The 15,110-nt window shown below is 71.5% G+C and carries 13 protein-coding genes; 4 read left to right on the top strand and 9 right to left on the bottom strand.

The window, feature by feature from the left end; all coding sequences use genetic code 11:
* Positions 1 to 5: 5 nt before the first annotated feature.
* Positions 6 to 1,427, bottom strand: a complete 1,422-nt coding sequence (locus MQN93_RS05745; RefSeq protein ID WP_242708583.1) for an ABC transporter substrate-binding protein — start codon at positions 1,425 to 1,427, stop codon at positions 6 to 8.
* Positions 1,428 to 1,614: 187 nt separating this feature from the next.
* Between MQN93_RS05745 and MQN93_RS05740 the strand changes: the two genes are divergently transcribed.
* From MQN93_RS05740 to MQN93_RS05730, 3 genes are all read left to right on the top strand, one after another.
* Positions 1,615 to 3,084, top strand: coding sequence for an FGGY-family carbohydrate kinase (locus MQN93_RS05740; protein ID WP_242708582.1), 1,470 nt, complete (start codon positions 1,615 to 1,617; stop codon positions 3,082 to 3,084).
* 563 nt (positions 3,085 to 3,647) lie between these two features.
* Positions 3,648 to 4,268 carry a histidine phosphatase family protein gene (locus MQN93_RS05735; RefSeq protein WP_242708581.1) on the top strand — a complete coding sequence of 207 codons (621 nt, stop codon included), beginning with the start codon at positions 3,648 to 3,650 and terminating at the stop codon, positions 4,266 to 4,268.
* A gap of 12 nt (positions 4,269 to 4,280) precedes the next feature.
* On the top strand, positions 4,281 to 5,057 hold the full coding sequence (locus MQN93_RS05730) for an SAM-dependent methyltransferase (RefSeq protein WP_016435156.1): 777 nt from the start codon (positions 4,281 to 4,283) through the stop codon (positions 5,055 to 5,057).
* Between the two features lie 107 nt (positions 5,058 to 5,164).
* On the opposite strand, the gene MQN93_RS05725 is transcribed toward MQN93_RS05730, so the two are convergent.
* From MQN93_RS05725 to MQN93_RS05690, 8 genes are all read right to left on the bottom strand, one after another.
* The gene (locus MQN93_RS05725; protein WP_242708580.1) at positions 5,165 to 5,812 is read right to left on the bottom strand and encodes a superoxide dismutase; all 648 of its coding nucleotides are present in this window, start codon (positions 5,810 to 5,812) and stop codon (positions 5,165 to 5,167) included.
* Positions 5,813 to 5,918: 106 nt separating this feature from the next.
* Positions 5,919 to 7,304: an amino acid permease gene (locus MQN93_RS05720; RefSeq protein ID WP_242708579.1), complete on the bottom strand. Its 1,386-nt coding sequence runs from the start codon at positions 7,302 to 7,304 to the stop codon at positions 5,919 to 5,921.
* A 112-nt stretch (positions 7,305 to 7,416) separates the two neighbouring features.
* Positions 7,417 to 8,313 (bottom strand): TauD/TfdA dioxygenase family protein, encoded by an 897-nt coding sequence (locus tag MQN93_RS05715; protein ID WP_242708578.1) that lies wholly within the window; start codon positions 8,311 to 8,313, stop codon positions 7,417 to 7,419.
* Positions 8,314 to 8,360: 47 nt separating this feature from the next.
* Entirely contained in the window at positions 8,361 to 9,701 is a 1,341-nt protein-coding gene (locus MQN93_RS05710) for an LLM class flavin-dependent oxidoreductase (RefSeq protein ID WP_242708577.1), read from the bottom strand.
* A 220-nt stretch (positions 9,702 to 9,921) separates the two neighbouring features.
* On the bottom strand, positions 9,922 to 10,647 hold the full coding sequence (locus tag MQN93_RS05705) for an ABC transporter ATP-binding protein (RefSeq protein WP_242708576.1): 726 nt from the start codon (positions 10,645 to 10,647) through the stop codon (positions 9,922 to 9,924).
* Positions 10,623 to 11,498: an ABC transporter permease gene (locus MQN93_RS05700; RefSeq protein ID WP_242708575.1), complete on the bottom strand. Its 876-nt coding sequence runs from the start codon at positions 11,496 to 11,498 to the stop codon at positions 10,623 to 10,625. Before MQN93_RS05700 ends, MQN93_RS05705 begins: the two co-directional genes overlap by 25 nt.
* On the bottom strand, positions 11,495 to 12,559 hold the full coding sequence (locus MQN93_RS05695) for an ABC transporter substrate-binding protein (protein WP_242708574.1): 1,065 nt from the start codon (positions 12,557 to 12,559) through the stop codon (positions 11,495 to 11,497). Before MQN93_RS05695 ends, MQN93_RS05700 begins: the two co-directional genes overlap by 4 nt.
* Positions 12,560 to 12,791: 232 nt before the next feature.
* On the bottom strand, positions 12,792 to 14,006 hold the full coding sequence (locus MQN93_RS05690) for an ROK family protein (RefSeq protein WP_242708573.1): 1,215 nt from the start codon (positions 14,004 to 14,006) through the stop codon (positions 12,792 to 12,794).
* 435 nt (positions 14,007 to 14,441) lie between these two features.
* On the opposite strand from MQN93_RS05690, the gene MQN93_RS05685 reads away from it, so the two are divergent.
* On the top strand, positions 14,442 to 15,020 hold the full coding sequence (locus MQN93_RS05685; RefSeq protein WP_016435165.1) for a biotin transporter BioY: 579 nt from the start codon (positions 14,442 to 14,444) through the stop codon (positions 15,018 to 15,020).
* Positions 15,021 to 15,110 lie beyond the last annotated feature (90 nt).

Genomic DNA, 15,110 nt, shown 5'->3' with positions numbered 1-15,110 from the left:
GGTGCTCAGTCCACCTTGGCGGCGAGGTCGTTCGCCAGGCCGTTCAGGACCGACTTCGCGTTCTTGCCGCCGTAGATCTCCTGGAGGGCCGCGGCCCAGCTGGTGGTGGCGTCGAAGAACTGCTCCTGCGGGGTGAACTGGATCTTCGTCTGGTCGACGACCGTCTCGAAGGTGTCGAGGAAGCCCGGCAGGTGCCGCATCTTGTCCTTGTAGGCCGCGTCCTGGCTGATCGACTTGCGTACGGGGTCGATGTGGTCGTCGGTGATGGCGGCCTTGCGCAGGTGCTCCTTGCCGGTCGCCCACTGCAGGAACAGCCAACTGGCGCTCTTCTTCTTGGACTTGGCGTTCATGCCGAGCGACCAGATCCACATGTTGGTGGCCAGCGAGCCGTCAGGGCCCTTCGGACCGGGGTGGAAGGCGATCTTCCCGGAGGCGGGGCTCGCCCCCTTCACGGCCTGGAAGTAGGCGGCCGTGTCCGCGTCGAAGAGCATCCCCGCCTTCTTCGCGCCCAGGTCGCTGGAGCACTGGTACCAGGTGTACGACGTCCATGACGGCGGCCCGCCCTGCTTGACCATGCCCGCCCAGTCCTCGGTGAACGCGATCGCCTGAGGGGTGTTCATGGCGGGCTTGAGCTTGCCGCCGTCGACGGTGAAGTCGTGCAGGCCGTTGCGGGCGTACATGGTCATGAAGCCGGGGTGGATGGTGGCCCAGCTGCGGGAGCCGCGCACGGCGATGCCGTACATGCCGTCGTAGCCGGCGCCCGGCGCCTTCTTCTTGACGGCGCCGGCGATCTCGCGCAGCTCGTCGAAGGTCTCGGCCGGTTTCAGGCCCAGCTTCTTGAAGACCTCGGTGTTGTAGGCGACGACGTTCGTCTCCCAGCCCCACGGCAGCGCGTACTGCCCGCCCTGTCCGAGCGGGGCGCCCGCCTTCAGCGACCACTGGTCGGCCTGGAGGAGGTTGGGGAAGAAGTCGGCCTGGTCCCATTCGGCGCCGGTGGCCGAGGAGTTGCGCATCCAGGGGCCTAGGTCCTCCAGCCAGCCGGGCGGGCCGTACTGCCACACCATGTAGGCGCCGAGCATGAAGACGTCGTAGGAGGCGCGTCCGCTGGACAGGTCCACGGTGAGCTTGTCGAAGTAGTTGTCCTCGGGGAAGACGTCGTACTCGACCTTGATGCCGGTCTTGGCGGTGAAGGACTTCAGGTCGGCGATCAGGGCGTCGGTGTAGGGGTGCTTGTTCAGCAGCGCCTTGACCGTCGTGCCCTTCTCCCGCTTCCAGTCGAAGGAGCCGGTGACGTCGTCCGCCGCCGAGCCGTCGCTCTTCTTGTCGTCCCCGCCGAAACCGGCCCCGCAGGCGGCGAGCAACGGGGTCGCGGCGGCCCCCGCGGTCAGGGCCAGGAATCGTCGGCGGTCGTGCACGTGCATGTCCATCCGTGACCTCCACGTGGGGTCGGGCCCCGGGTGCGGTTGAGTGGGTTGACATGTCGAGTCGACTCGCTAACAGAGGGTGTAACGGCGGAAGTTGCGCGTCAATCCCTCGCGCAAGCGAAAATCGCGGGTCAATATCGAAGACAGACGTGAAGTTCACAGGCCGGTCCGAGATGTCCGGGAGGTACGGATGCTGGGCGAGCGTGAGGCGTGGCTGGGAATCGACCTGGGGACGCAGAGCGTCCGCGTGCTGGCGGTGACCGCGGACGGGACGGTCCTCGGCAGCGGGTCGGCCCCGGTCGGCGGGCGCCGGGAGTGGGAGCGGCACGAGCAGGATCCGGGGGAGTGGTGGGAGGGGGTGTGCGCCGCGTCGCGGGCCGCGCTGGGCCCGGCGCGGGGCGTGCGCATCCGCGGGCTCGCGGTGTGCGGGACGTCCGGGACGGTGCTGCTCACGGACCGGGCCGGACGGCCGCTGAGCCCCGCGCTCATGTACGACGACCGGCGGGCCGCGGAGCAGGGGGCGCGGGCGCGGGCGGCGGGGCTCGCCGTGCAGGACACCTGGGCGCTGCCGAAGGCGCGCTGGCTCGTCGAGACCTACGGTCCCGGGCGGATCACCCACCAGCCCGACGTGGTCACCGCCCGGCTGATCGGCACACCGGTACCGACGGATTCCAGCCACGCCCTCAAGACGGCCTACGACGTCGAGCGCGAGGCGTGGCCGGACGTGATGGGCCTGCCCCGGGAGATGCTTCCCGAGGTCGTACGGCCCGGCACCCTGCTCGGTGAGGTGTGCGCCGAGGCCGCCGAGGCCACCGGCATCCCCGCCGGTACGCCCGTGATCGCGGGCATGACCGACGGCTGCGCCGCGCAGATCGCGTCCGGGGCGCTGCGGCCCGGCTCCTGGAACTCGGTCCTCGGCACGACGCTCGTCCTCAAGGGCGCGAGCGCCGAACCGGTCCGTGACCCGACCGGCGTGGTCTACAACCACCGTGCGCCGGACGGGAGTTGGCTGCCCGGCGGGGCGTCCAGCGTGGGGGCCGGAGTGCTGACCGCGGCCTTCGCGGGCGCCGACCCGGCGGCCATGGACGCGCTGGCGGCCGCGCACGAGCCCGCGGGCGCGGTGGCCTACCCCCTGGTGTCACCCGGTGAGCGGTTCCCGTTCCTGGCACCGGACGCCACCGCGCTCGTGCTGGGTGAGCCGGCCGGGGACGCCGACCTGTGGGCCGCGCTGCTGCAGGGCGTCGCCTTCACCGAACGGCTCTGCCTGGACTACCTGCACCACCTGGGCGCCCCGCTGGACGGCCCGCTCACCTTCACCGGTGGCGGCGCCCGCAGCCCGTACTGGAACCAGCTGCGCGTCGACGTCCTCGGCCGCCCGGCGCACGTACCGGAGCAGACCGAACCGGCCCTCGGCATGGCCGCCCTCGCCGCCCACGGCACAGGCGCAGGCCCCCTCCCCGAGATCGCCACCCACATGGTCCGCATCACCACCCACCTCGAACCCCACCCCACCCGCACCGCCCTGTTCACCGAGCCCTACACCCGCCTGATCGACGAACTGACAGCCCGCGGCTGGCTCCCGACTCCGGTGGCGGCACATGCACGCGCCCGACTCCGGACGACCCAGGACGGAGCCGCGCACTGGGATGCGTCGGGCTGAGGGGCCGCCGCGTCCGCATCGATATCCGTCTCGCAGCCGACCCCACCCGCACCGCCCTGCTCGCCGTGCCCCACGCCCGCCTGGCCGACGAGCCGGCGGCACGCAGCCGGCTTCCGGTTCCGGTGGCGGCGCGTGCGCGTGACCGGCTCCGGCTGCCCTCGGGCGAGGCCGCGCACCGGGATGCGTCGGGTTGAGGGGGCCGCCGCTTGGCCCGCATGAGCACCCACCCCGAATCCCGCTCCGCCCGCACCGCCCTGCGCCTGCCTGGTCGACGAGCCGGCGGCGCGAGGCTGGGGCTGCCGGTTCCGGTGGCGGCGCGTGCGCGAGACCGGCTCCGGCTGCCCTCGGGCGAGGCCGCGTACCGGGATGCGTCGGGTTGAGGGGGCCGCCGTTTGGCCCGCATGAGCACCCACCCCGAATCCCGCCCCGCCCGCACCGCCCTGCGCCCGCCTGGTCGGCGAGCCGGCGGCCCGCAGCCGGCCCCCGGTCCCGGTTGCCGCCCGCGTTCACGATCGGTTTCGTGCTGCCATGGGCGGAGCCCCTCCCCGGGATACTTCGGACTCATGACGACGACCCTTCTGCTGGCCCGGCACGGGCAGACCGTGTGGCATGCCGAGAACCGTTACGCCGGCGTGAGCGACGTGGCGCTCACCGAGACGGGGCGCGCGCAGGCCGAGGCGCTCGGGCGGTGGGCCGGGGCCCATCCCGTCGACGCGATCTGGACCTCCACCGTGTCCCGGGCGATCGCCACCGCGGAGCCCGCCTGCCGCGCCCTCGGACTCACCCCGCACCGCGAGCACGAGCTGCGCGAATGCGACTTCGGGGTGATGGAGGGCCGTACGCTCGCCGAGTTCACCGCGCAGGACCCGGTGGCCGCGGCGGCCTTCCGCGCCGACCCGGTCGCCCATCCCTTCCCCGGCGCCGAGGACCCCCGGGCCGCCGCCGACCGGGGCGCCGCCGCCCTGCGGCGCATCGCCGCCGCGCACGACGGCGAACGAGTCCTGGTCGTCGCCCACAACACCCTGCTACGGCTGATCCTGTGCCGTTTCCTGTCCATCCCGCTCGCGCACTACCGCCGCGCCCTGCCGCAGCTGCGCAACGCCGCGGTCACCGAGCTGCGCATGGACGCCGAGTCGGTCGGGCTGATCTCCCTGAACGTGCCGTGCGAACAGGCGTCCGCGTAGGAGGATGGCCGTATGACGGAGATCGACACCTCGGTACCCCATTCGGCCCGCATCTGGAACTACTGGCTGGGCGGCAAGGACAACTACCCCGTGGACGAGGCGGCCGGCGACGACTACGCCGGTGTCTTCCCCGGCATCGTCACCATCGCCCGCAGCAGCCGCGCCTTCCTCGGGCGCAGCATCCGGTACCTGGTGCTGGAGGCGGGCGTCCGCCAGTTCCTCGACGTGGGCACCGGCCTGCCCACCGTGGACAACACCCACGAGGTCGCCCAGCGCCACGCCCCCGAGTCGAAGATCGTCTACGTCGACAACGACCCCCTGGTGCTCGCCCACGCGCGCGCCCTGCTCACCTCCACACCCGAGGGGACGACGGCGTACGAGGACCTGAGCCTGTACGAGCCCGAGAGCATCCTCGCGGCAGCGGGCCGCACCCTCGACCTCACGCAGCCGACCGCCCTGATCCTCAGCGGCATCCTCGGCCACGTCGACGGCTACGAGCGCGCCCGTGACCTGGTCCGCACCCTGCTGTCCGGACTGCCCTCCGGCAGCCATCTCTGCATCAACGACGGCTCCCGCGGCACCGACCCGGCCTACGAGGCGGCGCAGGACGCCTACAACGAGACCGGCGCCGTGCCCTACTTCCTGCGTCCCGTCGAGCAGATCGAGGGCTACTTCGAGGGCCTCGACCTGGTGGACCCCGGCATCGTCTCGGTGCCGCTGTGGCGCCCGGAGCCGGGCGCGGACACGACGCCGATCGGCCAGCACGGAGGCGTGGGCCGCAAGCCCTGAGCGCTCGCACGCCCATGGGAAGCCCCCGCGAGTCACGTCCTCGCGGGGGCTTCCGTCATTCCGCCTGCCGCGTGAAGGGTGAGAAGACGATCACGAGGCAGGACGTCTTACGGGGCGAGCAGCAGGACGTCCGCCCGGGACCTGGCGGCCTCGTAACGCCGCGCCACGTCCTGCCAGTTGACGACGGCCCACATGGCGTCGATGAAGTCGACCTTCTGGTTCCTGTACTGCAGGTAGAAGGCGTGCTCCCAGGCGTCGAAGACCAGGATCGGGGTGGCGCCCTGCCCCACGTTCCCCTGGTGGTCGTAGACCTGCTCGACGACGAGCCGCCCGCTCAGCGGCTCGTACGCCAGCACACCCCACCCGGACCCCTGGGTGGTGGCGGCGGCCTTCGTCAGCTGCGCCTTGAACCCGGCGAAGGAACCGAAGGACTCGGTGATCGCGTCGGCGAGGTCACCGACCCCGTCGGCGGCCAGCGGCTCGCCGCCGCCGTCCTTCGGGCCGGTCATGTTCTGCCAGTAGATCGAGTGCAGGATGTGCCCGGACAGGTGGAAGGCGAGGTTCTTCTCCAGCCCGTTGATCGCCGCCCAGCTCTCCGCGTCCCGCGCCTCGGCCAGCTGCTCCAGCGTGTCGTTCGCGCCCTTCACATAGGCCGCGTGGTGCTTGTCGTGGTGCAGCTCGATGATCTCGGGACTGATCACGGGGGCGAGCGCGGAGTAGTCGTACGGCAGCTCAGGAAGCGTGTAGACGGGCATGACAGGTCCCCTCCGACCTCTTATTGCAAAAGGCTTGCAAGTACACGCTAGCAACAAGAAGGCCCCCGCGGGTGCACCGCGGGGGCCTTTCGGAACAAGTGGTCGATCAGGTGCGAGCACGCGCCCGCTGCCAGGCGTACCCCGTCGCCGCCAGCACCACGGTCATGGCGCCGGTGTAGTAGAGCTGCACGCGCGTGTCCGGCTCCCGTGCCATCAGGACGAAGACCGCCGCCATGCCCGCCAGGGCGACCCAGGTCAGCCACGGGTACGCCCACATCCGGACCGCCAGTTTCTCCGGCGCCTCGCGCTCGAGGCGGGCCCGCAGCCGCAGCTGCGACACCGCGATGAAGATCCAGACGACGAGGATCACCGCGCCGATCATGTTGAGCAGCCAGGGGAAGACGTCGTCCGGGCGCCAGTAGCTGAGCACGACGCAGACGAAGCCGAAGACCGACGACGCGAGCACGGCGACGCGCGGCACACCGCCCGAGACCCGTCCCAGCGCCTTGGGCCCCTGACCGCGCCGGACGAGGGAGAAGGCGATCCGCGAGGAGCCGTAGATGTTGGCGTTCATCGCGGACAGCAGCGCCACGAGGATGACGACGTTCATGAGCTGCCCGGCGCCCGGGATGCCCAGGCGGTGGAGGGCGGCGACGTACGGGCCGTGCTCGACGACCTCCGCCGAGTCCCACGGCACCAGCGTCACGACGACCGCCATCGAGCCGACGTAGAACACCGCGATGCGCCACATCGCCGTGCGCACCGCGCTCGCCACACCCCGCACCGGGTCCTGCGACTCAGCCGCCGCGATGGTGACCGTCTCCAGACCGCCGTACGCGAAGATCGAGGCGAGCACGCCGACGATCAGGCCCTCGCTGCCGTTGGGGAGGAAGTCGGAGAGGTTCGCGGCGCCGGGCGCGTCCGTGCCGGGCAGCACGCCCGCGATCGCCAGCACGCCCAGCACCAGGAACAGGGAGATCGCGCCCACCTTCAGGGCCGCGAACCAGAACTCGAACTCGCCGAAGTTCTTCACGGCGGCCAGGTTCGCGACACAGAAGACGACCATGAACAGCGCCACCCAGGCCCACTCGGGCGTCCCCGGCAGCCACCCCGTCACGATCTTCGCGGCGCCGATGCCCTCCAGGCCCACGGCCGTGCAGAGCAGCACCCAGAAGGACCAGCCCGCGGTGAAGCCCGCCCACGGGCCGATCGCACGCTCGGCGTGCGCCGAGAAGGAGCCCGACGAGGGATACGCCGCCGACATCTCGCCCAGCATCCGCATCACCAGCATCACGAGGAGGCCGGAGAGGGCGTAGGCGACGACGATCGAGGGTCCGGCCGCGGCGATGCCCGCGCCCGAGCCCACGAACAGTCCTGCGCCGATGACGCCGCCGAGGGCGATCATCGACAGATGGCGCTGCTTGAGGCTGTGGGACAACGTGGCGTCGGCCGCTCGGGGCGGCGTCTCGACCGGGGTGGTGCTGTTCGGCATGCGCGCGGCTCGTCCAGTGCAGTAGATGGGCAAAACGCCCACAGTCTGGGCGGCCTCTCCGCTCACGAGGAGAGACCGCCCAGTATCCGGACACCGCCGGTGCGGGGAGTGACTACGCGGCCACGGGCGTGTAGTGCGAGGCGTCCCCCTCGATCGAGTAGCTCTCCTTGCCGTCGACGCCGACCGGGATGTCACCGGCGGCGGTCACCCGGTGCAGACGGCGCGGGCGGCCGTCGTAGTTGTCGACGGCGTAGTGCTGGGTGATGCGGTTGTCGAAGAGGACGAGCTGTTTCGGCGACCAGCGGTGGCGCAGGATGTTCTCCGGCCGGGTGACATACGCCTGGAGCAGATCGAGGACCTTGCGGGACTCCGACGGCGACAGGCCCACGATGCGCTGCGCGAAGCCGCCGATGAACAGCCCCCGCTCACCGGTCAGCGGGTGGACGCGGACCACCGGGTGGACCGTGCGGTACTTGATCGACGTGAACTGGGCGCGCTGGGCGGCCTGGTCCTCGTCGATCTCCTCGTCCGGCACGGCGTAGTCGTAGTCGTTGGTGTGCTCGGCCCACAGGGTGTCCGCCAACTGCCGCAGGGACTCGGGCAGTTGACGGTAGGCGGCCGCGGAGGAAGCGATCAGGGTCTCGCCCCCGTACGGCGGCAGCGTGATGCTGCGCAGGGTGCTGGCCTGCGGCGGGTTGAGGACGAACGTGACGTCGGTGTGCCAGTGGTTTGCGGCACGGCCCCGCTCGCTGTCGACCGGCAGGACGTTCGGGACGCCGTCGACGGACGAGACCGTCGGATGAGCGGTCGTGACGTCGCCGAGATGGCGGACGAAGGCCTGCTGGCTCGCGTCGTCGAGGTGCACGTCGTCGAAGACGAGCGCCTTGTGGACGTTGAGTGCCTCGCGGACCGCGGCGGCGCTCTCCTCGTCGAGCGGCTTGGAGATGTCGATGCCAAAGACGCGGGCGCCGATGTGTGCGGTGACCTTCTGGATCTCGATGCCGGACATGGGCGTTCCTTTCAAATGAGGGCTCGGAGGTGGGGTCGAACGAGGGCTCAGACGAGGGCGTTTTCCCGGAGGGCATACTGGTTGGCGGGGCGGGGCAGGCCGTAGCGGTCGCGCAGGGTGCGGCGCGGGCCGTACTCCGTGCGCAGCAGGCCCCGGGCGCGCAGGATCGGGACGACCTGCTCGACGAAGGTCTCCAGGCCCGACGGCAGCACCGCGGGCATGATGTTGAAGCCGTCCGCGGCGCCCTGCGTGAACCACGTCCCGATCGCGTCGGCGACCTGCTCGGGCGTGCCGGCGAAGGTGAGATGGCCGCGTCCGCCGCCGAGCCGGCCGATCAGCCGGCGGACGGTGAGGCGTTCCCGCCGGGCGAGCTGAACGATCAGGGTGTAGCGGCTCTTGGCGCCCTCGACGGCGTCCTCGGACGGCAGATCGGCGGGCAGCTGCCGATCCAACTCCAGGGTGCCCGGCTTCAGTTGGAGGAGGCGTTCCAGCCGGGCCAGACCGTGCGCGGGCACGATGTGGTCCTCCAGGACCTGCTCGTTCGCGCGTGCCTCGGCTTCGGTCGACCCGATGACCGGCACGATCCCGGGCAGCACCTTGATGTGCTCGGGGTCGCGTCCGGCCGCGGCCGTACGGGACTTGAGGTCGGCGTAGAAGGCCTGCGCGTCGGCGAGGGTCTGCTGCGCGGTGAACACGGCCTCCGCGTACCGGGCCGCGAACGCCTTGCCGTCCTCGCTCGACCCCGCCTGCACGAGCAGCGGATAACCCTGCGGTGTGCGGGGGACGTTGAGGGCGCCCGCGACGCTGAAGTACCGCCCCTTGTGCCGGGGCGGATGGATCTTCGCGTCGTCGCCCCAGACGCCGGCCGCCTTGTCGCCGACGATCGCGTCGTCCTCCCAGCTGTCCCACAGCTTGAGGGCGACGTCGAGGAACTCGGCGGCTCGCGCGTACCGCTCGGCGTGCGCGGGCTCGGCGTCCAGGCCGAAGTTGCGGGCGGCCTCGGCACCGGCCGTGGTGACGATGTTCCAGCCCGCCCGGCCACCGCTGACGATGTCCAGCGAGGCGAACCTGCGGGCCAGGTTGTAGGGGGAGTTGTACGAGGTCGACGCCGTGGCGATCAGCCCGATGTGCTCGGTCGCCGTCGCCAGGGCGGTCAGCAGCGTCAGCGGTTCCAGGGCGCCGGAGGGGCGCTGGGCGATGTCGTTCCACAGCTGTGGCCCGTCGGCCAGGAAGAGCGAGTCGAAGGTGCCGCGCTCGGCGATCCGGGCCAGTCCGACGTAGTGGGCCAGGTCGACATGCGCGTACGGATCGCTCTCCGGGAGCCGCCACGAGGCCTCGTGGTGACCGGTGTTCATGAGGAAGGCGTTGAGGTGGAGCCGGCGGGTCATGGGTGGTCCTCCGGGGGAGCCGGTCGGTCGGGCGTGCTGCGGCGGGCGGTGTGTCGGTCGATCGGTGGGCACGGCGAGGGCAGGGCGGGTCCGCGTCGGGCGGCACCCACGGGTGCGCACGGCGGGGCCCGGTGCTGACGTGGCGCACCCACTCGGAGTGCCGGGCCGTGCGGCACCGTCGGCGTCGTCGGGCCGCGTGGGGAGTCGGTGTGGCAAGGGATCAGGCCGGGTCCTCGACGACCCCCAGGGCGGCCAGCAGCCGCTCGCGGTACTCGCCGAGCAGCGGGTCCCGGTACGAGCGCGGATGCGGCCGGTCGATGGTCAGGTCGACGCCGATGCGTCCGGAGTCGAGCACCAGGACCCGGTCGGCCAGCACGATCGCCTCGTCCACGTCGTGGGTGACGAGCAGCACCGACGGCCGATGGCGCTGCCACAGCTGCCGCAGCAGCCCGTGCATCCTGATCCGGGTCAGCGCGTCCAGCGCGCCGAACGGCTCGTCCGCCAGCAGGAGTTCGGGCTCGCGCACCAGGGAGCGCGCGAGCGCCGCACGCTGTGCCTCGCCGCCCGACAGCTCGCTGGGCCAGGCCCGTTCACGGCCCTTCAGGCCGACCTCGGCGAGTGCCGCCCGGCCCTTGTCCTGGCCGTCCGTGCCCAGCAGTACGTTGTCCAGCACCCGCCGCCAGGGCAGCAGCCGCGAGTCCTGGAAGACCACCGACACCCGCTCCGGGGCCGTCAGATGTCCGCTTCCGGCGACCTGGTGGTCGAGGCCCGCGATCGCCCTCAGCAGGGTGCTCTTGCCGGAGCCGCTGTGCCCGAGGAGCGCGACGAACTGCCCGGCGGGAATGTCCAGGTCGATGCCGTCGAGCACCGTACGGTCCGCGAACGAGCGGGTCAGGGACCGCAGTTGCACCGCGGGTCGGGTCAGCTGCTCAGTGTGCGGCGCCATGACAGCACCCTCCGTTCGACGAGACGGACCACGCTGTCGGAGATCAGGCCGAAGACGCCGTAGACGAGCAGGCCGACGAGGATGACGTCGGACTGGCCGTAGTTCTGGGCCTGGAACATCATGTAGCCGAGTCCGCTGGTGGCGTTGATCTGCTCCAGCACCACCAGGCCCAGCCAGGAGCCGGTCACCCCGAGCCGGAGGCCCACGAAGAATCCGGGCAGCGCGCCGGGGACGACGATCTTGCGGACGAACTGCAGCCGGGACAGCCCCTGCACCTCGGCCAGTTCGACGAAGCGGCTGTCGATGCCGGACAGCGCGGCGTGGGTGTTCAGATAGATCGGGATGTAGACGACGATCGCGATGATGGCGATCTTGAAGGCCTCGCCGATGCCCAGCCAGAGGATGAACAGCGGGATCAGACCGAGGGTCGGGATCGCCCGGTTGAGGTTCACCGTCCCGTCGATCAGCGCCTCGCCGACCCGGCTGAGCCCGGACGCCAGCGCGAGCACGACGCCCGCGGTGAGCCCGATCGCGAAGCCGTACGCGGCCCGTTCGAGCGAGGTCAGGATGTCCGTGGGCAGGGTCCCGGCGCTCCACAGGTGACCGGCCGTGCGCACCACCGTCCAGGGCGCCGGGATCGCCCCGGGGTCGAGCCGGCCCGCGGCGGAGGCCGCGGCCCACAGCGCGAGCAGCAGGGCGGGGCCGATCAGCCGGGTGGCGGGCAGCCGCCTGCCGGGGGACAGGCCCCGGCGGCGGGCGCGTGGTGTGCCGCGCGCCTCGGTGGCGAGGGGCGCTGCCGCGGTCGTGGTCGTCGATGTGGATGTGGATGTGGATGTGCTCACAGCGGTCACCTCCGGTACTGGGCCGGTACGGCCTTGGCGGCGATGTCCTCGAAGCGGTGGTCGAAGAGCGAGGAGACGTCGAACTTCTTCACGAAGCCGCCCTCCGCGAGCAGATCGGCGGTCTCCTGCTCCCACGCGATCGCCTCGTCCCAACTGGGCGGGAACAGGGGCTTGTTGGCGAGCTCGGTGATGCCCTTGGCCTGCGCGAGGGTCAGGTTCTGCGTCTTGACGTAGAACTCCTCGTTCCAGGTGTCGGGGTGCTCGTACTGCCAGACCTGGCCCTTGGCCCAGTACGGGATGTACGCGGCGACGGCGGCGGCCTTCGCCCGGTCGGCCAGCACCGAGGCGGGCGCCCACAGCAGGTTGAGCAGGTCGACGACGTCCGTCTCGATGACATGGGCGCCCTTGGACCCGTACTGCTGCAGATAGGCGGGCACCTGGCTGTTGGCGAGGGGCGCGATGTCCACCTGGCCGGACTGCAGGGCGGTCAGGAACTGGTTGCTGGTCAGCGGGACGAGCCGGACGTCGTCGTAGGCGAGCCCCGCCTTCTTCAACGCCCGCAGCAGCACGACACCCTGGGCCTGCCCCTGTGAGAAGGCGAGCTTCTTCCCCTTGAAGCCGGCGACCGAGCGGATGTCGCTGCCCGGTTTGGTGGCGAAGAGGTAATTCGGCTTGCGGGTGATGTCGATCGCGACGATCTTCGCGTCGAAGCCCTGGTAATACGCCTGGATCGGCGGAATGCCCGCGTTGTTGGCGAGGTCGAGGGACTTGGCGCGGAAGGCGTTGATGACATCGGGCCCGGCGCCGGTGTTGACCCAGCTCGACACCTTGAAGGGCAGATCGATTTTCGCCAGCCGGAACTGCACCTGCTGGACGTTCTGATAGGAGGCGATCTTCAGGCTGGTGCCCGCCGGGACCTTGTCGGCGAGCGGAGCGGTGGAGGCGCCGCGCGTATCGGCGGCGGCGCTGCCGTTCGCGCATCCGGCAAGGCCGGTGACGCCGGCCGCGGCACCGAGCAGAGAGGTGAGAAAGAGCCGTCGGTCCACACCCGGCACGGGCGTTGAAGACATGGGAGAACTCCATGAGTCGGGAAGCGGGAAAGCATGCGGAATTCCGGGCACAGACAGGCCGGGAGGGAAAATTCACGCAGGTTTCACCCGGGAGGAAATTTCACGTAGGGGAAATGAGCGCTTCACACGCGGCGACGTGTCAGCAACAAAGGGTGCGACAGCTCACGAACAGGCTCATGAACGAGATGTTCCCGGTCATCCAGGACCTCTGTCAACATTGTGCGTTTCTGAATTAAATACCGTGAGGTGAGGCGGCCAGCGGATCGCGGTAGAGCACATCCAGCGCCACCGCGCCGCCCGCCACGGCGAGCACCGAATCCCCAAAACTCGTCGGCACGACGGACGCGGCGCGCGCGTCGCCCACCCCTGCGCGCAGCGCCCGCAGGCAGTCCTCCCGGTGCATGACCCCGATCTCCGTCACGACCACCGTCTCGGGATTGAGCACGTCGAGCAGCAGCCGCGCCGCCCGACCGACCGCACCGGCCCGCTCCACCAGCAGCCGTACGGCCCGTGCGTCGCCCGCGGCAGCCGCCGCGACCACCTGCAGGGGGTTCACCCCCTCGACGACGCCCGCCTCCCGCGCCCGCCGGCACAGCGTCCGCTCGCTCAACTCGGCCTGCAGGCAGCCGACATGCCCGCAGTCGCAGGGCTCCGTGCCGCCGGGCACCGGCAGATGGGCGATCGCGCCCGCCTGGGAGCGGGGGCCGTGATGCACCTCGTCGCCCGTGGCGAACGCCGCGTCGACGACATTGCCGACGAACAGATGCAGCACGCTCCGGCTCCGCCGCGCCGGGCCGAACAGCCGCTCGGCGTTGACCAACGCCCGGGCATGGCCGTCGACATGGACCGGCAGGCCGGTGCGCTCGGCGAACGGCTCGTGCACCGCCACGTCCCGCCAGCCGAGCAGCGGGTGCTCCACGACGGTCCCGGACTCCCGGTCGACCCAGCCGCCGGCGGCCACGCCGACGCCGAGCGGCCGGCAGCCGGGGGCGCCGGCCAGCAGCCCCGCCAGACCGTCGGCGGCCCGCGCCAGCACCCGGCCGGGATCGGTGCGCCCGTGCTTGAGCTCACGCCGGGCCACCACCCGACCGCGCAGGTCGAGCAGCGCCACCGTGGTGTACGGCACGGCCACATGGACCCCGCCGACCACGAACCGCGAGGCGTCCAGGTCGACGGGGACGTGCGGGCGCCCCACGCCGTTGGACCGCCGGGGCGCGGACGCCTCGCGGATCAGGCCGAGTTCGGTGAAGCGGGCGCAGTAGTCGGTCACCGACGCCGGTGACAGACCGGTCAGCCGGGCGATGGTGCTGCGCGCCACCGGGCCGTGGTCCAGCACGGACCGCAGGACGACGCTCGCGCTCGTGCGGCGCCGGGACGACGGCGAGACGGCGGAAGGGGAGGCGGACAGGGTGGGGGAGGGGGCAGGGGGTGCCGCGGTACGGGGCATGGAGAACCGTCCTCGGGAACGGGGCCGACACGTCTCGGAGGTCGAGGCGTGCCGCGGCCCGCCTCACACCGGACGGCGACAGGTGGCCGTGCCCTGGCGTCGCAGGTCGACATAGCGACGCGACGTGAAGTTCCGGGCCTGGGCAACCATGACTCGAAGGGTAGGTCAGAGAAGGTGAATCCGACCAGTCCACTAGGATTCGTTTCCGGGAACCGTTTGGTGGGACCCCACAGGCCTGTTCGCCCGTACGGGGTGAGCGCGGCCTCCCTGCCTCAGTGACCGGCATCACGCCGAGCCGGGTGTGACCCGCGTCCTTTGTCCGGAGCCCACCAAGTCCGCGTTCCAGCCTTTGTCGAGCGATGACGGTGATCGGCTCGAGGGCGCTGGGATACCGTCACCGTGTCCCAGCATGTCCTCGTCACCCGCGGAGTCCCCATGAGCACCGCTGCCGCCACCGTCCGCCCCCGCGAGGTCCTCGCCGACCTGCTGCCCGCCTCCCGCCTGAAGGACGCGGCGCTCGTGCTCGGCGGCGCCGCGCTCACCGGCCTCGCGGCCCAGATCGCCGTCCCCGTCCCGGGCTCCCCGGTGCCGGTGACCGGCCAGACCTTCGCCGCGCTGCTCGTCGGCACGGCGCTCGGCGCGAGCCGCGGCCTGGCCTCGCTCGTCCTGTACGCGCTGGCCGGGCTCGCCGGTGTGCCGTGGTTCGCGGGCGGCAGCTCCGGAGTCTCCGTCTCCTTCGGCTACATCCTCGGCATGCTGCTCGCGTCCACCGTCGTGGGCGCCCTGGCCCGGCGCGGCGCCGACCGCTCCGTGCCGCGCATGGCGGGCACGATGCTGCTGGGCGAGGCGATCATCTACGCCGTCGGCGTCCCGTATCTGGCGTACGCCGCCGACCTGTCCGCGTCCGCCGCGCTCGCGGCCGGCCTCACGCCGTTCCTGATCGGCGACGCCCTGAAGGCCGCCCTGGCGATGGGCCTCATGCCCACCGCCTGGAAGCTCATCGGCAAGGACTGACGCTGTAGTTGCCGCAAAAGAGGCTCGCCCGGGCGTACGACCACGCCGGCCCGGCGAGCCTCTTTCGCGTTCCCGCTCGTTCCGTGGCGC

The sequence above is a fragment of the Streptomyces spinosisporus genome (assembly GCF_022698145.1).
GTDB classification, from domain to species: domain Bacteria; phylum Actinomycetota; class Actinomycetes; order Streptomycetales; family Streptomycetaceae; genus Streptomyces; species Streptomyces spinosisporus.
The sequence above is the reverse complement of the archived record's forward strand: the minus strand, read 5'-3'. Positions and strand labels throughout refer to the sequence as shown.

Bases quoted from the DNA above. Each gene is read 5' to 3' on its own strand.
- MQN93_RS05745 (WP_242708583.1), bottom strand. From the start codon at position 1,427: ATGGACATGCACGTGCACGACCGCCGACGATTCCTGGCCCTGACCGCG.
- MQN93_RS05740 (WP_242708582.1), top strand. From the start codon at position 1,615: ATGCTGGGCGAGCGTGAGGCGTGGCTGGGAATCGACCTGGGGACGCAG.
- MQN93_RS05735 (WP_242708581.1), top strand. From the start codon at position 3,648: ATGACGACGACCCTTCTGCTGGCCCGGCACGGGCAGACCGTGTGGCAT.
- MQN93_RS05730 (WP_016435156.1), top strand. From the start codon at position 4,281: ATGACGGAGATCGACACCTCGGTACCCCATTCGGCCCGCATCTGGAAC.
- MQN93_RS05725 (WP_242708580.1), bottom strand. From the start codon at position 5,812: ATGCCCGTCTACACGCTTCCTGAGCTGCCGTACGACTACTCCGCGCTC.
- MQN93_RS05720 (WP_242708579.1), bottom strand. From the start codon at position 7,304: ATGCCGAACAGCACCACCCCGGTCGAGACGCCGCCCCGAGCGGCCGAC.
- MQN93_RS05715 (WP_242708578.1), bottom strand. From the start codon at position 8,313: ATGTCCGGCATCGAGATCCAGAAGGTCACCGCACACATCGGCGCCCGC.
- MQN93_RS05710 (WP_242708577.1), bottom strand. From the start codon at position 9,701: ATGACCCGCCGGCTCCACCTCAACGCCTTCCTCATGAACACCGGTCAC.
- MQN93_RS05705 (WP_242708576.1), bottom strand. From the start codon at position 10,647: ATGGCGCCGCACACTGAGCAGCTGACCCGACCCGCGGTGCAACTGCGG.
- MQN93_RS05695 (WP_242708574.1), bottom strand. From the start codon at position 12,559: ATGTCTTCAACGCCCGTGCCGGGTGTGGACCGACGGCTCTTTCTCACC.
- MQN93_RS05690 (WP_242708573.1), bottom strand. From the start codon at position 14,006: ATGCCCCGTACCGCGGCACCCCCTGCCCCCTCCCCCACCCTGTCCGCC.
- MQN93_RS05685 (WP_016435165.1), top strand. From the start codon at position 14,442: ATGAGCACCGCTGCCGCCACCGTCCGCCCCCGCGAGGTCCTCGCCGAC.